The organism is Metabacillus flavus (assembly GCF_018283675.1).
In the GTDB taxonomy this organism is placed as follows: Bacteria; Bacillota; Bacilli; order Bacillales; family Bacillaceae; genus Metabacillus_B; species Metabacillus_B flavus.
This window is the reverse complement of the sequence record NZ_JAGVRK010000001.1, coordinates 3,399,988-3,422,206: the sequence shown is the minus strand read 5'-3', so window position 1 is coordinate 3,422,206 and position 22,219 is coordinate 3,399,988. Positions and strand designations below refer to the sequence as shown.

Annotated in this window: 16 protein-coding genes, 1 other RNA gene and 1 pseudogene; 15 read left to right on the top strand and 3 right to left on the bottom strand. The window is 41.0% G+C overall.

Translation table 11 applies throughout. From position 1 onward, the window contains the following. Nucleotides 1-501 precede the first annotated feature (501 nt). From tpiA to eno, 3 genes are read left to right on the top strand one after another with little or no spacing between them, the layout of a single operon-like run. Nucleotides 502-1,263 (top strand): triose-phosphate isomerase, encoded by a 762-nt coding sequence (gene tpiA / locus J9317_RS17540; protein WP_211560999.1) that lies wholly within the window; start codon nucleotides 502-504, stop codon nucleotides 1,261-1,263. Then, the gene (gene gpmI, locus J9317_RS17535) at nucleotides 1,256-2,785 is read left to right on the top strand and encodes a 2,3-bisphosphoglycerate-independent phosphoglycerate mutase (protein WP_211560997.1); all 1,530 of its coding nucleotides are present in this window, start codon (nucleotides 1,256-1,258) and stop codon (nucleotides 2,783-2,785) included. The genes tpiA and gpmI overlap by 8 nt, the downstream gene beginning before the upstream one ends. 29 nt (nucleotides 2,786-2,814) lie before the next feature. Continuing rightward, nucleotides 2,815-4,110 (top strand): phosphopyruvate hydratase, encoded by a 1,296-nt coding sequence (eno, locus tag J9317_RS17530; RefSeq protein WP_211560995.1) that lies wholly within the window; start codon nucleotides 2,815-2,817, stop codon nucleotides 4,108-4,110. 51 nt (nucleotides 4,111-4,161) lie between these two features. On the opposite strand, the gene J9317_RS17525 is transcribed toward eno, so the two are convergent. Then, nucleotides 4,162-5,175, bottom strand: a complete 1,014-nt coding sequence (locus tag J9317_RS17525; RefSeq protein ID WP_211560993.1) for a S66 family peptidase — start codon at nucleotides 5,173-5,175, stop codon at nucleotides 4,162-4,164. Between the two features lie 326 nt (nucleotides 5,176-5,501). Here J9317_RS17525 and secG point away from each other — a divergent pair, with 326 nt between their 5' ends. From secG to ssrA, 5 genes are all read left to right on the top strand, one after another. Next, nucleotides 5,502-5,735: a preprotein translocase subunit SecG gene (secG, locus tag J9317_RS17520; RefSeq protein ID WP_035404534.1), complete on the top strand. Its 234-nt coding sequence runs from the start codon at nucleotides 5,502-5,504 to the stop codon at nucleotides 5,733-5,735. 435 nt (nucleotides 5,736-6,170) lie between these two features. After that, nucleotides 6,171-6,911 (top strand): alpha/beta hydrolase, encoded by a 741-nt coding sequence (locus tag J9317_RS17515; RefSeq protein WP_211560991.1) that lies wholly within the window; start codon nucleotides 6,171-6,173, stop codon nucleotides 6,909-6,911. Between the two features lie 69 nt (nucleotides 6,912-6,980). Beyond that, nucleotides 6,981-9,284: a ribonuclease R gene (rnr, locus tag J9317_RS17510; protein ID WP_431190712.1), complete on the top strand. Its 2,304-nt coding sequence runs from the start codon at nucleotides 6,981-6,983 to the stop codon at nucleotides 9,282-9,284. 90 nt (nucleotides 9,285-9,374) lie between these two features. Continuing rightward, nucleotides 9,375-9,842 (top strand): SsrA-binding protein SmpB, encoded by a 468-nt coding sequence (smpB, locus tag J9317_RS17505; RefSeq protein ID WP_211560987.1) that lies wholly within the window; start codon nucleotides 9,375-9,377, stop codon nucleotides 9,840-9,842. Between the two features lie 275 nt (nucleotides 9,843-10,117). Beyond that, nucleotides 10,118-10,482, top strand: a transfer-messenger RNA (tmRNA) gene (gene ssrA / locus J9317_RS17500). A gap of 555 nt (nucleotides 10,483-11,037) precedes the next feature. On the opposite strand, the gene J9317_RS17495 is transcribed toward ssrA, so the two are convergent. Both J9317_RS17495 and J9317_RS21080 read right to left on the bottom strand, forming a co-directional pair. Continuing rightward, nucleotides 11,038-12,051: a YHYH domain-containing protein gene (locus J9317_RS17495; RefSeq protein WP_211560985.1), complete on the bottom strand. Its 1,014-nt coding sequence runs from the start codon at nucleotides 12,049-12,051 to the stop codon at nucleotides 11,038-11,040. A gap of 209 nt (nucleotides 12,052-12,260) precedes the next feature. Beyond that, nucleotides 12,261-12,530: pseudogene (locus J9317_RS21080) on the bottom strand (XF1762 family protein); the annotation flags it as partial. A gap of 694 nt (nucleotides 12,531-13,224) precedes the next feature. Here J9317_RS21080 and J9317_RS21075 point away from each other — a divergent pair. The 7 genes from J9317_RS21075 (at nucleotide 13,225) to J9317_RS17465 (ending at nucleotide 21,850) form a co-directional block, all read left to right on the top strand. Beyond that, entirely contained in the window at nucleotides 13,225-13,356 is a 132-nt protein-coding gene (locus tag J9317_RS21075; protein ID WP_431190694.1) for a helix-turn-helix domain-containing protein, read from the top strand. A 72-nt stretch (nucleotides 13,357-13,428) separates the two neighbouring features. Further along, nucleotides 13,429-16,446 (top strand): type I restriction endonuclease subunit R, encoded by a 3,018-nt coding sequence (locus J9317_RS17490; RefSeq protein WP_211560983.1) that lies wholly within the window; start codon nucleotides 13,429-13,431, stop codon nucleotides 16,444-16,446. A gap of 17 nt (nucleotides 16,447-16,463) precedes the next feature. Then, a complete protein-coding gene (locus J9317_RS17485; protein ID WP_211560981.1) occupies nucleotides 16,464-18,122 on the top strand; it encodes an HsdM family class I SAM-dependent methyltransferase in 1,659 nt (552 codons plus the stop codon). Further along, nucleotides 18,109-19,383: a restriction endonuclease subunit S gene (locus tag J9317_RS17480; RefSeq protein WP_211560974.1), complete on the top strand. Its 1,275-nt coding sequence runs from the start codon at nucleotides 18,109-18,111 to the stop codon at nucleotides 19,381-19,383. Before J9317_RS17485 ends, J9317_RS17480 begins: the two co-directional genes overlap by 14 nt. Nucleotides 19,384-19,511: 128 nt before the next feature. Beyond that, nucleotides 19,512-20,072 carry a recombinase family protein gene (locus tag J9317_RS17475; protein WP_211560966.1) on the top strand — a complete coding sequence of 187 codons (561 nt, stop codon included), beginning with the start codon at nucleotides 19,512-19,514 and terminating at the stop codon, nucleotides 20,070-20,072. A 181-nt stretch (nucleotides 20,073-20,253) separates the two neighbouring features. Beyond that, a complete protein-coding gene (locus J9317_RS17470; protein ID WP_211560964.1) occupies nucleotides 20,254-20,889 on the top strand; it encodes a hypothetical protein in 636 nt (211 codons plus the stop codon). Between the two features lie 274 nt (nucleotides 20,890-21,163). Continuing rightward, the gene (locus J9317_RS17465) at nucleotides 21,164-21,850 is read left to right on the top strand and encodes a hypothetical protein (RefSeq protein WP_211560962.1); all 687 of its coding nucleotides are present in this window, start codon (nucleotides 21,164-21,166) and stop codon (nucleotides 21,848-21,850) included. Nucleotides 21,851-22,219 lie beyond the last annotated feature (369 nt).

The following is a 22,219-nucleotide window of genomic DNA, read 5'->3' as shown; positions in this document are numbered from 1 at the left end:
GCAGGCCTCCGACAAGCATAAGGCAATCAGCCGAAGGAAGGCGATCTTTCCTTCCGTAGGTTGAGTGGCTTATGACCTCGAGGGCCTAGGCGCTGGAGCTAGACAACGTATACCCGGTATAAAAAATTACCGATGTTGAAAAGCGGAAGCGCCTTGGATTAAGGAAGTTCTGCTAAAAGCGCGGCGTCCTGCCGCAACACAGAACTGACCTTCATCCTGCAGGCCTCTAAAACCTTCAGCAACTTTTTAAAAGTAGGCTTTGTTAGATCATGGTTTTGATTTTGAACACCTGTTGATTGGAGCGGAAGGCGTGAGACTCCTGCGGGAGCAGCGGGACAGGTGAGACCCCGCAGTGGCGAAGCCAGGAGGAGGCTCACCGCCCGCCCCGCGGAAAGCGAACGCCTGCAGCAGAAATCAACAGCCAAGTTTTAACGAAGCAAAAAAGCAAGAAGGCTGTGTGCGCAGCCTTAAGACCTTTTAACATGAAAGGACGTCTTAGCTATGAGAAAACTAATCATTGCAGGTAACTGGAAAATGAACAAAACAATGGCAGAAGCGAAAAGCTTTGCTGAAGAAGTAAAAAGCCTTGTTCCTTCATCTGAACAAGTAGATGCAGTAGTATGTTCACCGGCTCTATTCCTAGATCGTCTTGTTGAGATCGCAAAAGGAACGGAATTGAAAATCGGTGCGCAAAACATGCACTTCGAAGACAATGGTGCTTTTACTGGAGAAGTAAGCCCTGTTGCACTTAAAGATCTTGGTGTAGAGTATGTCATTCTTGGACACTCTGAGCGCCGCGAAATGTTTGCAGAAACAGATGAAACAGTTAATAAAAAGACGCTTGCTGCATTAAGCCATGGTTTGACTCCAATCGTTTGCTGCGGAGAAACGCTTGAAGAGCGCGAATCCGGAAAAACAAATGAATTAGTTGGGAACCAAGTAAAAGCGGCTCTTGCAGGTCTTTCTGAAGAGCAAGTTAAACAAACGGTTATCGCTTATGAGCCAATCTGGGCAATCGGAACGGGCAAATCTTCATCCGCAGAAGATGCAAACGAAGTATGTGCCTACATCCGCAAAGTGGTAGCAGAACAATTTTCACAAGACGCAGCAGATGCAGTCCGCATTCAATACGGCGGAAGCGTAAAGCCTGCTAACATTAAAGAATACATGGCTCAATCCGATATTGACGGCGCATTAGTCGGCGGAGCAAGCCTTGAAGCACAATCTTTCCTTCAATTGCTAGAGGGTGGAAAGAATGAGTAAGAAGCCCGTAGCTTTAATTATCCTGGACGGTTTCGGCCTTCGCAGCGAAACAGAAGGAAACGCTGTTGCGCAAGCGAAGAAACCGAACTTCGACCGGTACTGGGAGCAATACCCGCATTCAACTCTTACGGCAAGCGGTGAAGCAGTAGGTCTTCCGGAAGGCCAAATGGGGAACTCTGAAGTAGGACACTTGAATATCGGAGCGGGAAGAATTGTGTACCAAAGCTTAACTCGTGTAAACGTGGCAATCCGTGAAGGCGAGTTCGAAAAGAACCAAACCTTCCTTGATGCAATGGACAGTGCCAAGAAAAATGGCACGGCTCTTCACCTTGCCGGTCTGCTATCAGACGGCGGAGTGCACAGCCATATTGAACACTTGTTTGCTCTTCTTAAGCTTGCAAAATCTGAAGGTGTTGAAAAAGTATACGTTCACGGCTTCCTTGATGGACGAGACGTCGGCCCTCAAACAGCTGAAAAGTATATTAAAGCCCTTCAGGAAAAACTTGAAGAGTACGGCGGCGAACTTGCCACTATTTCTGGACGCTATTATTCCATGGACCGCGACAAACGCTGGGACCGTGTAGAAAAAGCGTACCGTGCAATGGTTTACGGCGAAGGCCCTGATTACCGTGATCCGCTGGAGCTTGTAAAAGACTCGTATGAAAACGGAATTCACGATGAGTTCGTCATCCCTTCTGTCATGACGAAGGAAGACGGTTCACCGGTTGGAATGATTCAGGAAAACGACAGTGTCATTTTTTACAACTTCCGTCCTGACCGTGCAATTCAAATCTCTAATACCTTTACGAACGCTGATTTCAGAGAATTCAACCGCGGTGAAAAAGCGCCTAAGAATCTTCACTTTGTCAGCCTGACTCGCTTCAGTGAGACCGTTAAAGGATTTGTAGCATTCAAGCCAGTAAACTTGGATAATACAATTGGGGAAGTTCTTGCTCAAAACAACCTAAGACAGCTTCGCATCGCAGAAACCGAGAAATATCCGCACGTTACGTTCTTTATGAGCGGCGGACGTGAAAAGGAGTTCGAGGGAGAAAAGCGAATTCTCATCGATTCGCCGAAGGTTGCAACATATGACCTGAAGCCTGAGATGAGTGCGTACGAAGTAGCAGATGCTTTGCTTGAAGAGATTCATGGCGATAAGCAGGATGCAATCATTCTGAACTTTGCCAACCCTGATATGGTCGGCCATTCAGGTAAAGTGGAACCTACAATTAAAGCAATTGAAGCCGTTGATGAATGCCTTGGTAAAGTAGTCGATGCAATCCTTGAAAAAGGCGGCACCGCAATTATCACAGCAGACCACGGAAATGCTGACATCCTGATTGCAGAAAACGGCGAGCCGCATACAGCTCATACGACAAATCCTGTTCCTGTTATCGTAACGAAACAAGGTTTGGAGCTGCGCGAAGGCGGAATCCTTGGAGATCTTGCTCCAACGATGCTTGACCTGCTTGAAGTGGATCAGCCAAACGAAATGACAGGTAAATCTTTAATCAAATAAAATCTTTCAACTCAAAGGAGAGAAATTAAATGCCAGCTATTGTTGATGTATATGCACGTGAAGTCCTTGACTCCCGCGGTAACCCAACTGTTGAAGTAGAAGTTTACACTGAATCAGGCGCTTTCGGACGCGCTCTAGTACCAAGCGGTGCTTCTACAGGTGAACACGAAGCAGTAGAACTTCGTGATGGTGACAAAGACCGTTACCTTGGAAAAGGAGTTCTTCAAGCAGTTGAGAACGTAAACAACGTAATCGCTGAAGAAATCATTGGTCTTGACGTAACAGATCAAGTTGGAATCGATACAATCATGATCGAGCTTGATGGAACAGAAAACAAAGGTAAATTGGGCGCTAACGCAATCCTTGGTGTATCCATGGCTGTTGCTCATGCAGCTGCTGACTTCGTTGGTCTTCCGCTTTACCGTTACCTTGGCGGATTCAACGCGAAACAGCTTCCAACTCCAATGATGAACATCATCAACGGCGGATCTCATGCTGATAACAACGTAGACTTCCAGGAGTTCATGATCCTTCCTATTGGAGCACCTACGTTCAAAGAAGCAATCCGTATGGGAGCAGAAGTATTCCACGCTCTTAAATCTGTTCTTAAAGCAAAAGGCCTTAACACAGCTGTTGGTGACGAAGGCGGATTCGCTCCTAACCTTGGTTCTAACCGTGAAGCACTTGAAGTAATCGTTGAAGCAATCACGAAAGCTGGCTACGAAGCTGGCAAAGACATCATGCTTGGCATGGACGTTGCTTCTTCTGAGTTCTACAACAAAGAAACTGGCAAATACGATCTTGCAGGCGAAGGCCGCAACGGATTGTCGTCAGCTGAAATGGTTGATTTCTACGAGCAGCTTGTTAACGAATTCCCAATCCTTTCGATTGAAGACGGACTTGACGAAAACGACTGGGATGGACACAAACTTCTTACTGACCGCATAGGCGGAAAAGTACAATTGGTTGGAGACGATCTATTCGTAACAAACACGAAAAAATTGGCTCAAGGAATCGAGCAAGGTGTAGGAAACTCCATCCTGATCAAAGTTAACCAAATCGGTACGCTTACAGAAACATTCGAAGCTATCGAAATGGCAAAACGCGCTGGCTACACAGCTGTTGTATCCCACCGTTCAGGTGAAACAGAAGATGCTACAATCGCTGACATCGCTGTTGCAACAAACGCTGGCCAAATCAAAACAGGTTCTATGAGCCGTACTGACCGTATCGCAAAATACAACCAGCTTCTTCGCATCGAAGACGAGCTTGGCGGTCTTGCAGTTTATGACGGAATCAGCTCTTTCTACAACCTTAAGAAATAAGGTTTGTGAATAAAATGAGAAAGCCCTCTATCTACTGATAGGGGGCTTTTTTTATGGTTTGAACATCTGTTTGATCCATCCTTTGCCATTGCTTGCTTCAACTTCAGCATATGCCCCATTTATAAACGTAATTTGCGGAGGGACATGCCCGCAGTCGATATCATATATGACAGGTATTTGCAGCTCTTCAGAAATCTCCTGATATATATCCTCTGCTGTATAGCCATCCACCGGCTCATTAGCTGCGCTTCTCCCGAACATAATGCCTGAACAGTTTTGAAACCACCCGGCCAGTTTCATTTGAAGAAGCGATCTTCGCAAGTCCGTCGTGGAAAGCTCACAATTCTCCAAATACCAGAGAATCGGTTCATTGCTGATATACTTTTGGAAACTGGCTAAGTCTCCATAAGGTGTACCTATTAAGTGCCGGATCACATCAATGCAGCCGCCAAGCAGTCTGCCTTGAATTTTTTCATGAGTTTTGGAAACCGTTTTCCACTCAGTCCTTTCACTCAAATGGAAGACACAAGGAGAGGGGTTCGAATGATTCCATTCTTTTTGATAGCTGGAAGAAGAATGCTGAAGAATCGCTTCCCCTGTATTAGCTGCCAGGACAGACTCCCACTTAGCGGTCGTTTCATCTGAATATTCCCCTCGTAAGTCGATCAGATTCGTTCCATGAGCAGTAGCAATCCCTGTTTTCAGGGTAATAGCAAGCAGCAGGACACTTAAATCGGAATAACCTAATATCCATTTTGGCGCTATTTTGCTGAAATCTATATATTCCAATACTTCAATAAGGAGCTCTCCGCCCCATGGAGGAATAATCAAGCCAATCTGATCGCTTTGCATCATTTCCATGAATTCAGCTGCCCTTACTTTGGCTGGTGCTGATTTTGCCTTATCCTGAGTCCAAACCGTTTCCCCTAACACAATGCTGAAGCCTTTCTTTTCCAAGCGGCTTGAAGCAAGTCTGACTAAGTCATGCAGCTCCTCAGGTACTCCGGATGAGGGAGCGGTTACCCCTATGGCAGCTGCTTTTGTTAAATGAGGATATCGTATCATTGGCATCTGCCTCCTTGGTTATTGCTATTTTACTGGATTGGGACAGGAAAATGTTGTCGCATTTGGTCGTACTGCCCGTAATCGACACGTTTTTGCCCGTAATCGACAAACGAACGCCCGTAATCGACACGTTTTTGCCCGTAATCGACAAACGAACGCCCGTAATGGACACAGATTTACCGGTAAATGATTACTGCACGCAAGCATTTAACCGTAAGCACTTGGGTTTTAGAAAAAATTGCCGCAAGCAGGTAAGCACTATTGTTTTAACCCCCTCCATATGGTACATTTAAACCAATGCAAACGCGTTTCAGGAGGTGTAGTACATGCATACCTTGTTAATTGTTCTGTTGATTATTACATGCCTTGCACTTATTACAGTAGTATTATTGCAATCCAGTAAAAGCACTGGTTTATCCGGAGCAATCTCAGGCGGAGCGGAGCAGCTTTTCGGAAAGCAAAAAGCCCGCGGTCTTGACTTGATTCTTCACCGGATTACTGTGGTTTTATCTGTAGTTTTCTTTGTTCTTACCATTGCAATTTCCTACTTTAACCTATAAGATGCGGAAGAGGTCTGAGTGCAGGCCTCTTTTTAATTTTCCCGCCAGCTTGCCGTTCCCCGCAATCAAAGTGTGACCTCCTGCAAAATAACTGTCGAAATCTCCCGAAAAATCGATTTCCCCCTTGTTTTCGCCGATATAATGAAGAAATCGCCGAAATATCGCTGGAACCAGCTTTCAGAACTTCATACAAGTAAAATCTGGACCTTTTTTAAATGTAAGCTCTTTTTCGGCAGCGGCATATTCAAATTGATCCATCAGCAATAAGACTTCACCCCTGAAAACATAGAGCACTCTGCAGAACATCCTCCTCGAGAACGCCCTGCGCTTTTCTTTTCCCCAAACGTTTGTTTAAATAGAAAAGAGGGAGTTAAGGGAGAATACATATAGGGTCTTAGCATGAAATAGACAACGAGTAAAGAAGGAGATTTAGCTATGAGAAAAGTGATGCCTAAGCCTTTTTTCTTTGAAGGCGGAGAAAAAGCAGTCTTGCTTCTGCATGGGTTTACAGGAAATACGGCAGATGTCAGAATGCTTGGAAGATACTTGAATGAGCGGGGCTATACGTGCCATGCTCCTCAATATAAGGGCCATGGCGTGCCGCCGGAAGAGCTGGTTCATACAGGACCGGAAGACTGGTGGAAGGACGTTATGGAAGGGTATGAATTCCTTAAGGAAAAGGGCTATGAACAAATTGCGGTCGGAGGTTTATCGCTGGGCGGGGTATTTTCCTTGAAACTGGGTTACACTGTACCAGTAAAGGGTATCGTGACCATGTGTGCACCTATGTACATAAAGAGTGAGGAAGTCATGTATCAGGGTGTTTTGGAGTATGCACGCAACTATAAAAAATTCGAAGAGAAAAAGCCTGATCAAATAGAGGAAGAGATGAAAGAGTTCGAGAAAACTCCTATGGGCACCTTAAAAGGCTTGCAGGAGCTGATAGCCGATGTCCGCAAGAACGTCGATATGATTTACTCGCCGGCCTTCGTTGTTCAGGCACGCCATGATCACATGATTAATACAGATAGTGCAAACATTATTCATGATGAAGTGGAATCGGATGTAAAGCAGCTAAAGTGGTATGAAAATTCCGGACACGTTATTACCCTTGATAAAGAAAAAGATCAGGTCCACCAGGATGTATATGAGTTTCTGGAAAAGCTGGACTGGTAAGCCACAAACAAAGGAGGGATTTAGTTGAACCAGGATATACAGAAACACGTTGACCGCCTGCTGTCATTTATGCGGGATGAAGCATACAAGCCGCTTACAATCCAGGAGCTGGAGGATGCATTTGGAGTAGGGGAAGCGGATGTTTTCAGAGATTTTGTCAAAGCTCTTGTACATATGGAAGAGCAGGGCCTTGTTGTCCGCACGCGGAGCAATCGTTATGGCCTGCCTGAAAAGATGAACTTAGTGAAGGCGAAATTGTCCGGTCATGCCAAGGGCTTTGCCTTTGCTGTAACTGAAGACCCGGCAGATGATGACATATTTATCCCGCCAAATGAACTTGGCAATGCTATGCACGGCGACACGGTGCTTGTGCGTGTGAGCTCAAGTTCATCAGGCGCCAGAAAAGAAGGTACGATCATCCGGATTTTAGACCGCGGCATGAAAGAGGTCGTAGGGACTTATACGGAGAGCAGGAATTTCGGCTTTGTGATTGCCGATGATAAAAAGATCGCCAATGATATTTTCATTCCAAAAGATGCTTCAAACGGAGCTGTAGAGGGCCATAAGGTAGTCGTAAAGATCACTACGTATCCAGAGGGCCGGATGAGTGCTGAAGGGGAGGTTATTCAAATTCTCGGGCACAAAAATGACCCCGGGGTTGATATTCTTTCCGTCATTCATAAGCACGGACTTCCAGGAGGCTTCTCGCCGGATGTTCTCAAGCAGGCGAATGATGTTCCTGATGAAATTGATGAAGCGGACTACAAAGGCCGCCGTGACCTTAGAAACGAAACCATCGTTACGATAGATGGTGCAGATGCAAAAGATTTGGATGATGCGGTAACTGTGACGAAGCTTGAAAACGGCCACTACAAATTGGGTGTTCATATTGCAGATGTCAGCCATTATGTTACAGAGAATTCACCAATCGATGTTGAGGCGCTGGATCGCGGAACGAGTGTTTACTTAGTCGATCGGGTTATCCCAATGATTCCTCATAGACTTTCCAACGGTCTGTGCTCCTTAAATCCAAAAGTAGACCGGCTCACTCTTTCATGTGATATGGAAGTGGATGAAAACGGTGACGTCGTTCATCATGAAATTTTCCAAAGTGTAATTAAGACGACGGAACGAATGACATACAGCGACGTAAACAGCATTCTTGAAGGGGACGAAAAGGTTCGAGGAAAGTATGAACCGCTTGTGCCGATGTTCGAAAAAATGGCAGAGCTTGCTCAAGTTTTAAGAACAAAGCGTATGAACCGCGGCGCCATTGATTTTGATTTTAAAGAGGCAAAAGTTCTCGTAGATAAGGAAGGAAAGCCTTACGATGTCGAGCTTCGCGAACGCGGTGTTGCTGAACGTCTGATTGAAGAGTTTATGCTTCTTGCCAATGAAACAGTAGCAGAGCACTTCCACTGGATGAAAGTCCCGTTCATATACCGTATTCATGAGGATCCCAATGAAGGCAAGCTGCAGCGCTTCCTGGAATTCATCACGAATTTCGGTTACAGCGTGAAGGGAACTGGAAACGAAATTCATCCGCGCGCCCTTCAGCAGATTCTTGAAGAAGTGAAAGGACAGCCGGAAGAGATGGTTGTTTCTACCGTTATGCTTCGATCAATGAAACAGGCAAAGTATGATCCTGAGAGCCTTGGCCACTTCGGATTGTCAACCGAGTTCTATACTCATTTCACTTCACCGATTCGCCGTTACCCGGATTTAATTGTTCACCGTTTAATTCGTACTTATCTAATTGAGGGCAAAACAGGAGAAGATACGAAGCAAAAATGGGCGGAAAAGCTCCCGGTTATTGCTGAGCAGGCTTCCAATATGGAACGCAGGGCTGTAGAAGCTGAGCGTGAAACCGATGACCTGAAAAAATCGGAATACATGCTGGATAAAATCGGCGAAGAGTACGATGGAATTATCAGTTCCGTAACAAACTTCGGAATGTTCATTGAGCTGCCGAACACAATTGAAGGACTTGTTCATGTCAGCTATATGACCGATGATTATTACCGCTATGATGAACGCACCTATGCAATGATTGGGGAACGTACAGCTAACGTTTACCGCATCGGGGATGAAATAACCGTTCGTGTAGTCAATGTGAATAAGGATGAGCGTGCCATTGACTTCGAAATTGTCGGCATGAAGGGAACCAGAAGACGTCCGGTCAAGGATGCTCCCAAGTCCATCAGTGCCGGTCAGGGGCGCAAGAAAACAACGAAAGAAAGAGAAAGAGGCTCCGGCCCCCGTGAAAGAAGCGGATCAGCAGAAGATGGCTGGTCAACCCGCGGACCTAAGAAGAAAAAGAAAAAGACGTTTGATAATGCGCCAAAGGCAAAACGGAAGAAAAAGAAGCGATAACGGGTAGGGGCGGTGCCGGGCATCGCCCTTCCCGCTTGATTTCAGCCGTGGTAAAATAGAGAGAATATTGATGCTTGAGAGGGGTTTCACATGCCAAAAGGAACAGGAAAAGTGCTGGCGCAGAACAAAAAAGCCAACCACGATTATTTTATAGAAGAAACATACGAAGCCGGTATTGTGCTTCAGGGAACAGAAATTAAAGCCATCCGTGCAGGAAGAGTCAATTTAAAAGATTCCTTTGCCAGAATTCAAGCAGGCGAGCTGTATGTCCACAACATGCACGTTAGTCCGTATGAGCAGGGGAACCGCTACAATCATGATCCGCTTAGAACGAGGAAGCTGCTGCTCCATAAAAGCGAGATCAGCAAACTGATTGGCCTTACAAAAGAAGACGGCTATGCGCTCGTTCCATTGAAAATTTATTTGAAAAATGGTTTCGCAAAGGTTTTAGTCGGACTCGGAAAAGGGAAAAAGAAATATGATAAGCGGGAAGATTTGAAAAAGAAAGAAGCAAAACGAGATATCGAGCGTGCCTTCCGCGACCGCCAAAAAGACTAATGAGAGTGTGATTTTGTGTCCATCGTATACTTTGGAATAGCGGCTGTGCTAATCCTGAGCGCCGTATTCGTCTTCCGCAGAAGCAGAAGATAAACATTATTTTACAATTGCTTTATGCAGGATATTTGTTATAATAGAACATGTACTGATGATAACTGAATAAGCAACAGCTTATCTTATCACCTGTTCTGTGACGGCCAGACTTCAACCAGGACCTGAACAGACTTTCCCGTATTCCTATTGGGATGAAAGCTTAATCGCTTTTACTCTTATATGGGGACGTTACGGATTCGACAGGGGTAGTTCGAGCTTAGGTTGCGAGCCGAGTCGGCGAGCTCGTTAATAACGCCAACGCCAATAATAACTGGCAAAACTAACAACAACCTCGCTGTAGCTGCGTAACAACAGTTTATAGCGGTTCCTCCCTCCATCGCCCATGTGGTAGGGTAAGGGACTCACTCTAAGTGGGCTACGCCGGATCTCGCCGTCTGAGGGAGAAGGAAGAGAACAATCAGACTAGCTGCCCTGACGCCTGCTGGTAGGCATACGGCGCAGCGAAATGCGAATATCCCAGCTACGCTCGTAGACGCTTAAGTGCCGATATTTCTGGACGTGGGTTCGACTCCCACCGTCTCCACCAAATACATATTTTGGTGGTAAAAATACATAGTGTACCTTAAATCGTAAAAAGGTCTTTTTACATGATTATGCTTTAAAAAAACAGTGACATTTATATGCTTTAAATACCATTTCTCGATTCTAGAAACGGTTCTGAGACTTGAATCATAATATTGCTGAGTAGGCATTTTTATGATTCAAAAAACTTCGGAAAAAATATACTTAAATTTTAATAATTAGGAAAAAGCATGATTGGTCAATTAACCAATCATGCTTTTTGTTTAGATAAAGTTTAGGTATATAAGTGTGCCTAAAAGTACGCTATAAAATGCACTTTTAAAATAGTCTCTAATATAAGATCAAAGTTTATACATAGAAGTTCTATGTATGGTTTTTCTATTTCCAGGACTAAATTGATATTTTTTGGGAATTTGATACTATTTCTTTGAAGATGTTAATCTTCTCTTTATTTAGTTTTTGGTGTTGAGTGTGAGAAGCTATCGTACGGGGAGCCATGTAGCGTAAACTACATGGCTTTTGTTTTGCATAATATATTACTTTAAAGCATTTTTCTGCTTTATTTTTTCCTGATTTTGTAAGTGATGAAAACAATAAAAAGAATGCATGCTAAAATTAAAAATATCATTCCAACTTTGTAAATTTTATCTATAATCTTTTTTCTTTTACCCTCTTCATAATATTTTTGATAGATGTATTGTAAATTATATTCTTCTGCTGCACTTGGTACTTTATATTTTTCCCCTGACCACCCTTCTTTTAGAGCTGTATTCTTAATATTTATTAGTTGATTAAAGATAGTGTAATACCCTTTTTGATAATAGAGAGCTGAAAGCCCTTCGTATTTGGTGGGAACTGAGTAATCTTCCTCTTTTCGAGCAGAAGATAACCCTTCTTGATAAGCTTCTTCTTCTTTCTTTATATTTGAAAGACTTTTTTCGTATGCGTCTTTAGCCAAATTGGTTACATCTTTTGGCAGGTCTTTTGGTAAGGATAGCGGCTTAGATTCAGATGCTGCTAGTTTAGCAGTATATATCCATTTTTCTGTCTGCCCTTTTAAATATCCACTGTTAAATTTGGCTTTCGCCTTTGATGTAATGGCAAATTTCTCAGGTGTGATTGTACTCTTAAAACCAAGTCCTTTTTGGTATCCTTGTTCATACGCTATACCATCTATTTTAGTTTTGTACCCTTTTTTGTACCCCTCTTTGTACCATCCATATTCTGCATTGCTTAATTCTCCGGGAGTTTTTGGATTTTCTTGGAAGGAACCATATTCAGCATCTTGCTCTCCATCTTTAAAGCCCATGTTCTCTATATTAATACCAATTTCCTGTAGGTCCTGATAAGAATCATTTACCCCGTTAAGGTCACTATCTTTATAAGACTCTACTGTACTTCTTCCATTTGAAGTTGTATCTCCGTAGCCACCATGGCAATGATACCCACCGGTAGAACGATTATTATGACATCCAGAAGAGTTAGTCCTACCACTGTGAGCACTTACGTCAGTTGAACTATAGGATATTAAAAATAAGCTAAATAAAATCAATATATGCGCTCTAAATTTCATACTTTTCCTCCAGCTTTACTTCAGTTCATTACAGTCAAACTTATCATCTTTTATATCGGCGAATATTCACATTTATACACATGTGCGTGTATGTCTGGCACCTTGAAGTAAAAAAACGTCTAATCCCCAAAATAAGGGTTTTAGACGTTTTATATATATTTCTCGTATCATGTTTTCTCTACTTTAGAATTCTCCTCTTTCGTAGGTAATTAGCTGATATTTCTCACCCATAGATACTTAGGGCCGGTAGTATGCTTATCTACTCTTTTTCTGGAATTAGAATTCCAAGAGCCCCCTTTGGTAGTTCTGACTATTTCAAAGTTGGAAGCCTTCATCGAGGATCCACTCTCTTCAGCGAGGGTATAAGTAATCACTCGATTATATCCAAGACCTTTAGCAGCTGTACAGGCTGCAGAGCACAGTTTGCTAACTCCGTTTTTATATGCCTCTTTTACGCAACACCTGGTTATATCAAGTGTAAATCCATCATCTTAATAGTGGGATACAGGACGGCCAGCCATCACAACCCCTACCACTATATCTCCATCCGTGATAGCAATAGATAGCTTATGCCCGGCAGGTGCAGTGTGATGCCTATGAAACAAAGTTTTAAATTCTTTTTTGTTTTACAATTAAAAACTCTATCGATCTGATATGTGCATCAATGCATCGAAGTTTATATACTAACCGATTTGTTCATTTTAAAGAGTTTTGTCCTCAAGATGATAAGGTAATTAGACTTTACACCGCAATAAACATTAGTTTCTGTAGGTTCTAATATACCCAGTATTTGTTACATAAAAACATAGAAAGCAGTCCAGCAGAATGAGTATATAGAAGGGGGATATTGAACTATTGTCATCTTATAATTTCTAATAATTGTTAATAATTCTTAAGATTTGTAAATCTTTATTGAGATGATGGACTACTTTTTGAGAGAAATGAACAATTAGATATACAGTTTATTGCTGATATAATGGATATGAACCGGTTTTGGGCGGGAATTATGCTGCATAAAAATGTTGATATGAAGAACCGTTTCAAGGTACTACCAGTCCTTCGCAACAATTTGCATACAATCTAGTGAAAAAAAAAACATTGTGCTACAATATTAAATTAGGAATTTATATTCAGTTAGTGTGATGGAAGGTTTGAAAAGGGCTGTATCAAAGAATGTGGAAATTATTGATATACAAGAAAATGAGGAAGGCGAATTTAAGGAAAGCAGCGGACATTGCCCCTAATACTATGACATATCTTCGCCGGGATGAGGACGTATCACTTGCTTTTTGGGGAAATATGTAAAACCGTCAATGTTGACTTCGGGGACATCATGGAATATGTGAGAGATGAAAACGCATAAATCACTTTGGAGGAATGGCTATGGGAAGACCGGAAGATTCAAGAGTAAAAATACCTGCTCTTGCGCATTTTACAAGAATGGGTTATTCCTACATGTCTCTCAAAGGCAAAGACAGTGGTGTTGCCTATGACGCTGATACAAATATTTTCTTTGACTTATTTCGTAATGCTATAAATCAGATAAATAACACAGACTATACTATTTCCGATGTTAGAAAGATTGTTGAGGAGCTCAAAGTTAAGCTGAGTAATGATGACCATGGAAGAGCCTTTTTCTCGATTCTCCAAGATGGCTTTGATGGGATTCGTCTAATTGATTTCACAGAAGCTGATAAAAATAATTACACGATTGTGACGGAACTGCCTTATGTAAACAATGACGGTAATTTCCGCCCCGATATTATTGTTCTTCTCAACGGTATGCCGCTTTCTTTTGTAGAAGTTAAACGGCAGAATAACCGAGAAGGCATACTAGTAGAACGCGATCGAATGACACGCCGGTTTGCCAATCCGATATATAGAAGATTTGTAAATCTGACACAGTTCACTGTGTTTTCAAATAATAATGAATACGACGATACAGTCATTGCTCCGATACAGGGTGCTTTCTATGCATCTAGTAATTATGGAAAGATGTTCTTCAGTAAATTTCGTGAACAGCGGTCTGAAGAACTGCACAGAGGCATACAGCCGCTTGATAAAGGTGTTGAGGATTTTATTTTGAAGGATACCAATCTGATTGCAATCAAGGGTACACCAGAATATCAATCCTCTATGAACCCAGATTCACCTACAAACAGAATTATTACATCCCTTTATAGTAGGGAACGACTTCTGTTCTTTATGAAGTACGGCATATGCTATAAAGAAACTACAGACAAAAATGGCATCAAACACATAGAGAAGCACATCATGCGTTATCCGCAGATTTTCGCTACTTTTGCAATTCGTGATAGCCTTGCGAAAGGTGTGAAAAAAGGAGTAATTTGGCATACGCAGGGAAGCGGCAAAACTGCACTGGCTTATTCCAATGTGAAATTTTTAAAGGACTATTATCAGCGGAATAACCAGATTGCGAAGTTCTACTTTATCGTTGACCGCCTTGACCTTGCAACACAGGCCAAGAATGAGTTCGAAGCCCGTGGACTCCTTGTTGAAATAGTTGATTCCAAAGAAGAATTCAAAAATAATATTAGTGCTGTCGGAGAAAGCAACAAATCCGGCAAAATCACTATTAATCTGGTTAATATCCAGAAATTCTCCAATGACACGGTTGTACAGTCAGCTGATTACAATGTAAATATTCAGCGAGTTTATTTCATGGATGAAGCACACCGCAGTTACAATCCGCAAGGTTCCTTCCTCGCCAATTTAATGGCCTCAGACCGTAATGCGGTAATGATTGCTCTCACTGGTACTCCACTAATTGGAGACGGATTCAACACAAAAAATATTTTTGGAAATTATATACACAAATACTACTATAACCAATCCATTGCAGACGGTTACACCCTCAAATTGATACGTGAGGAAATCGAAACCACATACCGTACAATGATGCAGGACACCTTGAAAGAACTAGAAGTTATGAAGGGGTCTATATCAAAAAAGGATATGTACGCGCATCCAAAGTTCGTATCCGCCATGGTGGAATACATTTTAAAGGATTTTCATAATAGTCGTATTTCGCTTGGGGATGATACCATTGGTGCTATGGTAGTGTGTGATTCATCAGAACAAGCTCGTGCTGTTACTGAGGAACTGCAAAAGCAGACGGAATTTTCCTATGCTTTGGTGTTGCATGATGAAGGCACAAAGCAAGACCGCCGAGATATTCAGGACGATTTCAAAAAAGCAAAAATCGATATTCTTGTAGTTTACAATATGCTATTGACTGGTTTTGACGCTCCTCGTCTAAAAAAGCAATATCTGTGCCGCATGATTAAGGCTCATAATCTCCTGCAGACGCTTACTCGTGTAAATCGTCCGTATAAAGACTTCCAATATGGATTCGTTGTTGATTTTGCAAATATTAAGAATGAGTTTGATAAGACCAATAAAGCCTATTTTGAGGAACTGGAAGCCGAGCTAGGTGATGAGGTACAAAATTACAGCGACATCTTTAAGAGCCGGGAAGAAATCGAAACTGACCTTGAAGATGTTAAGAATCAACTTTTCCTGTATAACACAAATAACGTTGTAGAATTTATTAATCAGATTAACCAGATTGATGATAAAGAGCAATTATTGAATTTACGCCGTGCACTGGAAAATTATAAACTACTTAATAATCTTATAAAGCTGTATGGATTTGATGATCTTTACATCCGTTTCGACGTTGAAAAAGCATTGAAGCTTCTAGCAGAGGTTAATAATCGTATTGCAACCATTAACTTTAAACAGCAGCTTGAAAGTGTCGATGATGTGTCCTCAGTACTGAATACCGCTATGGATCAGATTGATTTCCAGTTCCGAAAAATAAAGGATGAAGAACTGGTTATTGCTGATACTTTTCGTGACTCTCTAGAAAAGACTCGAAAGGAAATCGTAGAACGTAGCCTTGACCCTAAAGATCCAGAATATATCGATCTGCTGGATGAATTAAAGCGTGTATTTAAAAAGAAAAACATCGAGGAACTTACCGCCGATGAGATGAAAGAACTTACTGCTAAACTAGATGGCTTACGAAAACGTGCAGAGCGTAAAAACCACGCTGACCGTATGCTCAGTGCAAAATACAACGGCGATAACAAGTATATGCGCACCCACAAGCGAGTAATGGCGTCTTCATCAAGCTTAGCTAATGATATGGTAACACATAAAATCCTTATGAAAATAAAAGAAAAAGCAGATGAAAAGATTGCCCATAATCAGAACTTATTAGACAACGAACCTTTTTTCATTCTGTCATTACAGCCGTTTATCATTAATGCTTGCAAAGAGCAGAATGTGTCGGTCAATCTGGAACAGATAACATTTATTGATAACTGCATCGCACAGGAATATTTTATTGAGAGGAACTGGACAGCTTGATAAACACTCAGGATATAATGGCAAAAACCAAAAAAATGATTGATGACCTTAAGACTGTTTGTGCAAACTATGGCCTTGGTAATGCCAGTAGTGAATATAAGATAATTACAGAAGTTTTTTTGTACAAGTTTTTAAATGACAAATTTTTGTACGAGGTAAAACTGGCAGATACACAGCTAAATAGTTTTACTACCATTGGTGAACTTGAACAGCATTTAAGCCAAATGCGGGATATGGATTACATGATGCTGCTTGCCAGCCTACCACCTACTATTGCCCGGTTAAAGAAGGAACATTTCATTTCATACCTTTTTAACCGAAAGTATGATGATGAGATGAAGAGATCTGATGGTAAGCCTTATCAATTTTATGAATTGTTCGATGATACTCTCATCGATATTGCTAATTCTAATATTGGGGTATTTTCGGTTAAAACTGGTGGAGAGGAGAAGATCCGTCTGTTTGACTCCCCCTCGCAGTATATAATTGAAATCAATAAAAAATCCGACTTCTGCCGCGCCTTGATTGACAAAATAGTTGGCTTTAGTTTTGAGGAAGCATTTGCACAGAAATATGATTTCTTTGCCGTTGTGTTTGAATACCTTATAAAGGACTACAATAAAGATTTTGGTAAGTACGCAGAATATTACACACCTCATGTCATAGCCAACATAATTGCCCGTATCATGGTACCGGATGGCGCACAGAATGTGACTGTTTACGATCCGGCTGCTGGTACTGGAACTTTGGTTCTTTCGCTTGCGCATGAAATCGGGGAAGATAACTGTACCATTTACACCCAGGATATTTCTCAAAAATCCAATGAATTCCTACGCCTGAATCTAATATTAAATAACCTTGTTCATTCACTCGGTAATGTAGTACATGACGATACACTACTATATCCACGCCATCTGAACCGTCAGAAAAACGGACTTATGAAATATAATTACATTGTTTCAAATCCTCCATTTAATATGGATTTCAGCGACAATAGAGACACACTTACAGGAGAAAAATATAAAGAACGATTTTGGGTAGGTGTACCAAATGTACCCAATAAAGACAAGAGCGGCATGGCGATATATCTAATGTTTTTACAACACATAATATATTCTCTTGATGAAAAGGGCAAAGCGGCAATTGTTGTACCGACTGGTTTTTTAACCGCTGGAACCGGTATTCAAAAGAAAATCCGTGAACATCTTGTGAAAGAAAGAATGCTGCGTGGTGTAATTTCCATGCCTTCCAACATCTTTGCAACAACAAGCACAAATGTTTCTATTCTCTTCATTGACAAAGAGAACAACGATGGCAAGGTTGTTTTAATGGATGCTTCGAAAAAGGGAAGAAAAGTCAAAGGGGATGGTAAAAATCAAAAAACAGTCCTAAGACCTGAAGAGATAAATGACATTATCGACACATTCAACTCTGCTAAACCAGTAGATGATTTCTGTGTAGTAGTGGATTATCTGGATATTGAGTCAAAGAAGTTGTCTTTTTCTGCAGGACAATATTTTGATGTGAAAATTGAATACGTAGAAATGAAACATGAGGAATTTACAGAAAAAATGTCTGGTTTTACAAAAAGGCTGGAGAGTTTGTTTGCTGAAGGTCGGGAGTTGGAAGTCGAGATTAAAAAGGGATTAGAAGGTTTGCTTTATGAAAAATATTAAAAAATATGCATTCTCTGATTTATATGATATGAGTTCAGGAATTAGTACTAAAAAAGAACAAGCTGGACATGGAAGCCCTTTTGTTTCGTTTAGTACAGTTTTCAATAATTATTTTTTACCAGATGTTTTACCGGATTTAATGAATACAACGGAAAAAGAACAAAATACCTATTCCATAAAGGAAGGGGATATTCTAGTTACCCGCACCAGTGAAACGATTAATGAACTTGCAATGAGTTGTGTAGCCCTAAAAGATTATCCCACGGCCACATACAGTGGATTTACAAAGCGTTTGCGCCCTAAAACAGAAGGGATAGTATATTACAAGTACCTTGCGTTTTATTTGCGTAGCTACTTGTTTAGAAAAACGGTAACTAATAATGCCTTTATTACAACTAGGGCAAGCTTCAATGAGGACATTTTTTCTTTTTTAAACTTGTATTTGCCTGATTATGACGAGCAGGTACGTATTGGAGATTTATTATATAGCATGGAGAAAAAAATCCGCCTTAATAAAAGGATTATTGCTGAGTTGGAACAGATGGCTAAAACTATATATGATTATTGGTTTGTACAATTTGATTTTCCTAATGTTGAAGGTAAACCTTATCACTCATCTGGTGGAGAAATGGTATGGAATAGTCGGCTGAAACGTGAGATACCAAAAGATTGGGAAGATTCTTTAATTAGTAACGAATTTATTACTTTGCTAGGCGGAACACCTGACACAAAAGTTTCTAAATATTGGAATGGTAATATTCCTTGGCTTAGTTCTGGAGAAATCGCCACATCACCGATAATAAAATCTGAGAAATCAATTACAGAGTCTGGAATAAATAATTCTACTACTTCGTTTGTTAAAGCTGGGGCGGTCCTGTTATCTATAACCCGATATATACGTCCTTCTATATTGGAAATAGATGCTTGCTTTAATCAATCTGTAGTCGCTATAATACCCACTTCAAAATTTAAAACAGCATTTTTATATCCATTCATGTTGTCTCAAGTCAATCGTTATATGAGTTTACGTACAGGCGCACAACAGCCTCACATAAACAAGACAGTCGTTGATGAGACAATATTTGTTGTACCGGATGAACAGACATTAGAAAAATATTATGACTTAGTAGAGCCTATTTATAATAAAATCACTTCAATTGCAAAAGAGATAGATGAGCTAACTAATTTTCGTGAATGGCTCTTGCCAATGCTCATGAACGGGCAAGTTACATTAAATTCTTGTTTGGTGCCAAGCCTTTAGCCATATGGTTAGAGGTTTTATAGTGTAAAAACTTGAGAGTATTTATACTATTTTCCTGTTGTAATAATATCAAGGTATATGCCGCTGTCATAACTTAGTGTCAAAAAGTGATAAAAGGGAGCGGTTTTGTGAAATATGGATATGCGAGGGTATCGACAGTCGGCCAAGATTTGCAGATGCAATTGAACACGCTAAAATCTGAAAGCTGTGAGAAAATATATTCGGAGAAGTTCACGGGAACCAAGGTGAATCGTCCGCAGTTTCAAGAGCTGCTGTCCAAGTTAAAGGGAGGCGATACTCTTGTGGTATCAAAGCTGGACCGTTTCGCTAGGTCTACTTCTGAGGCACTAACGATCGTCAAGGACCTATTTCATCGCGACGTAAAGGTACATGTATTAAATATGGGGCTGATTGAGAACACGCCTACCGGACGCCTTATTTTTACAATCATGTCGGGGTTGGCGGAGTTCGAACGGGACTTGATTGTAGAGAGAACTCAAGAGGGAAAGGCGATAGCTCGGCAGCGTGAGGACTTCCGCGAAGGTAGACCCGCAAAGTATACGAGGAAGCAAATAGACCACGCTCTATCTTTGTTGGGGGAGTATTCGTATAAACAGGTACAGGATCTTACGGGAATTTCTAAGAGTACCATGATAAGAGCGAAGCGTAAAATAGGGGCTGACCAGTAGGGTAGCTTCTTTTTTTGCTGTGCATCCTAACCAAATTTCCGGGTTTTAACATTATTATTTGCTAAAAAACCGGTATATAGCATGTGCGTCAGCGTACCTCAGGGATTGACAGCGATAAAACAGTGTTGTATTATAAAATTAAATAAGCGTCACGTTGCGTGAGGCAAAAGGAGGATTAGAATTGAACATCTTTCAAATCAAAACCCGTCCCCATGGTACAGTAAGGTTAAATGAGTTTATTCAAGGGAATTTCATCGCTATAGGGTGGCCTCGCATAGGAAACCTAGCAGGAGTATCCAAAGAAGAAATCCGGATACGTCTACAGAAAGCTTATGGCCACACCTACGATAATCCGCGAACTATCAGCGTTGACTTGGGTAACATTTGGGCTTTTGTTGATACCATGCAAGAGGGCGCTGTCGCTCTATTCCATGGTCACCTAGATAACGTTCATATTGTAGAAGTTGGCGCATATGAGTACGTTGAGGAATTCGATAACAACGAGGATGGAATGTGTCACCAACGGAAATTTAAGCCGCTCACGGTTGTGAAGTTCGATGAATTGAATTCTAAGCTTCAAGAACTGCTCCGGCACCGAGGTACAGTGACGCGCTTTAAATATCCGTTAGAAGATGCGGAATTAGAAGCCCTAATATATTCTCAGTCAGATCTAAAACATCCTTCTCAGCTAATACCGCGTGAGGTGCCGGAAGACATTATAAACAAAGCCCTGGAGGTTTTGGATGAAGCTTTACACTCCAGCGACCCAGATAAACGTTTTAAGGCAGCCGTTGAAATACTTAGATATGTAAAGTGAAAACAGCCCTGCGCCAATTTGGCCAGGGCTTATATAGTCGAGTGTTTCCTATATGTAATTAATAATTTAACCTTCGATAAACACCCACATCTCCAGTACCCGGCCTTTTATTAGGTGCTTATCCGAAGTAGAATTCGCTACAAGTTCATCAGCTAAATCGAGCAATTTGGAAAGGAGATGGAGCATTTGTACGAATCCTCTTTAAGTAAGACAATTCTTGAAATGTTTGTGGCAAAAGGAACCTATGGATATTCTTTTTTGAAAGGAGATAAAAATGATTCCCGAAGACATAAGAAAACGATTAAGTGCTGAATCATTCAAGTGTAATTTCTCGGTATATATTTCATTCTTTAAACCCTTTTTTAAAACCATGAAAGAGGCTGAGGAATTTATCTACTTATGTGAACATCATGACTTGGTTAGTAAACGAGCTATGCATCAACTAGTACGAGGAATATCAATGGCAGACAATGTTTTTAAACTGAATCAATCCACGAAACTAGACGGTATTCAAGTTCAGTATTGGATTATGACCATCGAAGCGCTCTACAAGGCAACTAATCAAAAAGCAATCACTGATAAATTCAAAATTATTAGGGATTTTTTTTCTAACTACATTAACTCAGAAGACCAGGATAGGCTAAAAACGGGGATCCACGCAATGGATGGACAACCACTTAATATAATTAATATAGCAGATCTCTTTAATGGTATTCGTAATATGGTTGCTCATGAAGGGATTTATTGGATGTGTGTGTTTAGAGAAGATGATTATATGGGGTATGCGTTAAAGCCTAATTTTAAGGAAGCCTTCAAGAACTCCACATATGTAATTGGAGATGACCCGCAATTAATTGAAAATAAAATGGAAAGCTACTGGCTATGCCTAACAGGAGAAGAAATAAGGAATATGATTGTTCGTGGCGGTGTTACTTTCTTAACAGGATTGCTTTCAGATTAAGATATGAATAAATAATCAACCTTGATTTAATGAATGGCTCTTTATTATTTTTAGCGTCTGTCCACTTAAATTTTTAAATTTATTCCCCAAAACCTCCCCCAAGTTGTTGAGGGATAATACACTTTTCAACAAAGCAAGTTTAAATATAAAAACCCTAGAAGTTGAGTAATATCAACAGTTCTAGGGTTTTTTATGTTGCATTTTACAACTCGTATTAATTAAAATAGATAGAACTCAACCAGAAATCTGTTATGATTTCTGGTTTTTTTTGTTTAGGTCAGCTAAATTTGCATTTACTTCATTTGATAGACTATAAGGCATGGTATAATTTCACTGGAAAATACTTGAGGCGTGAAGATAATTATTCCT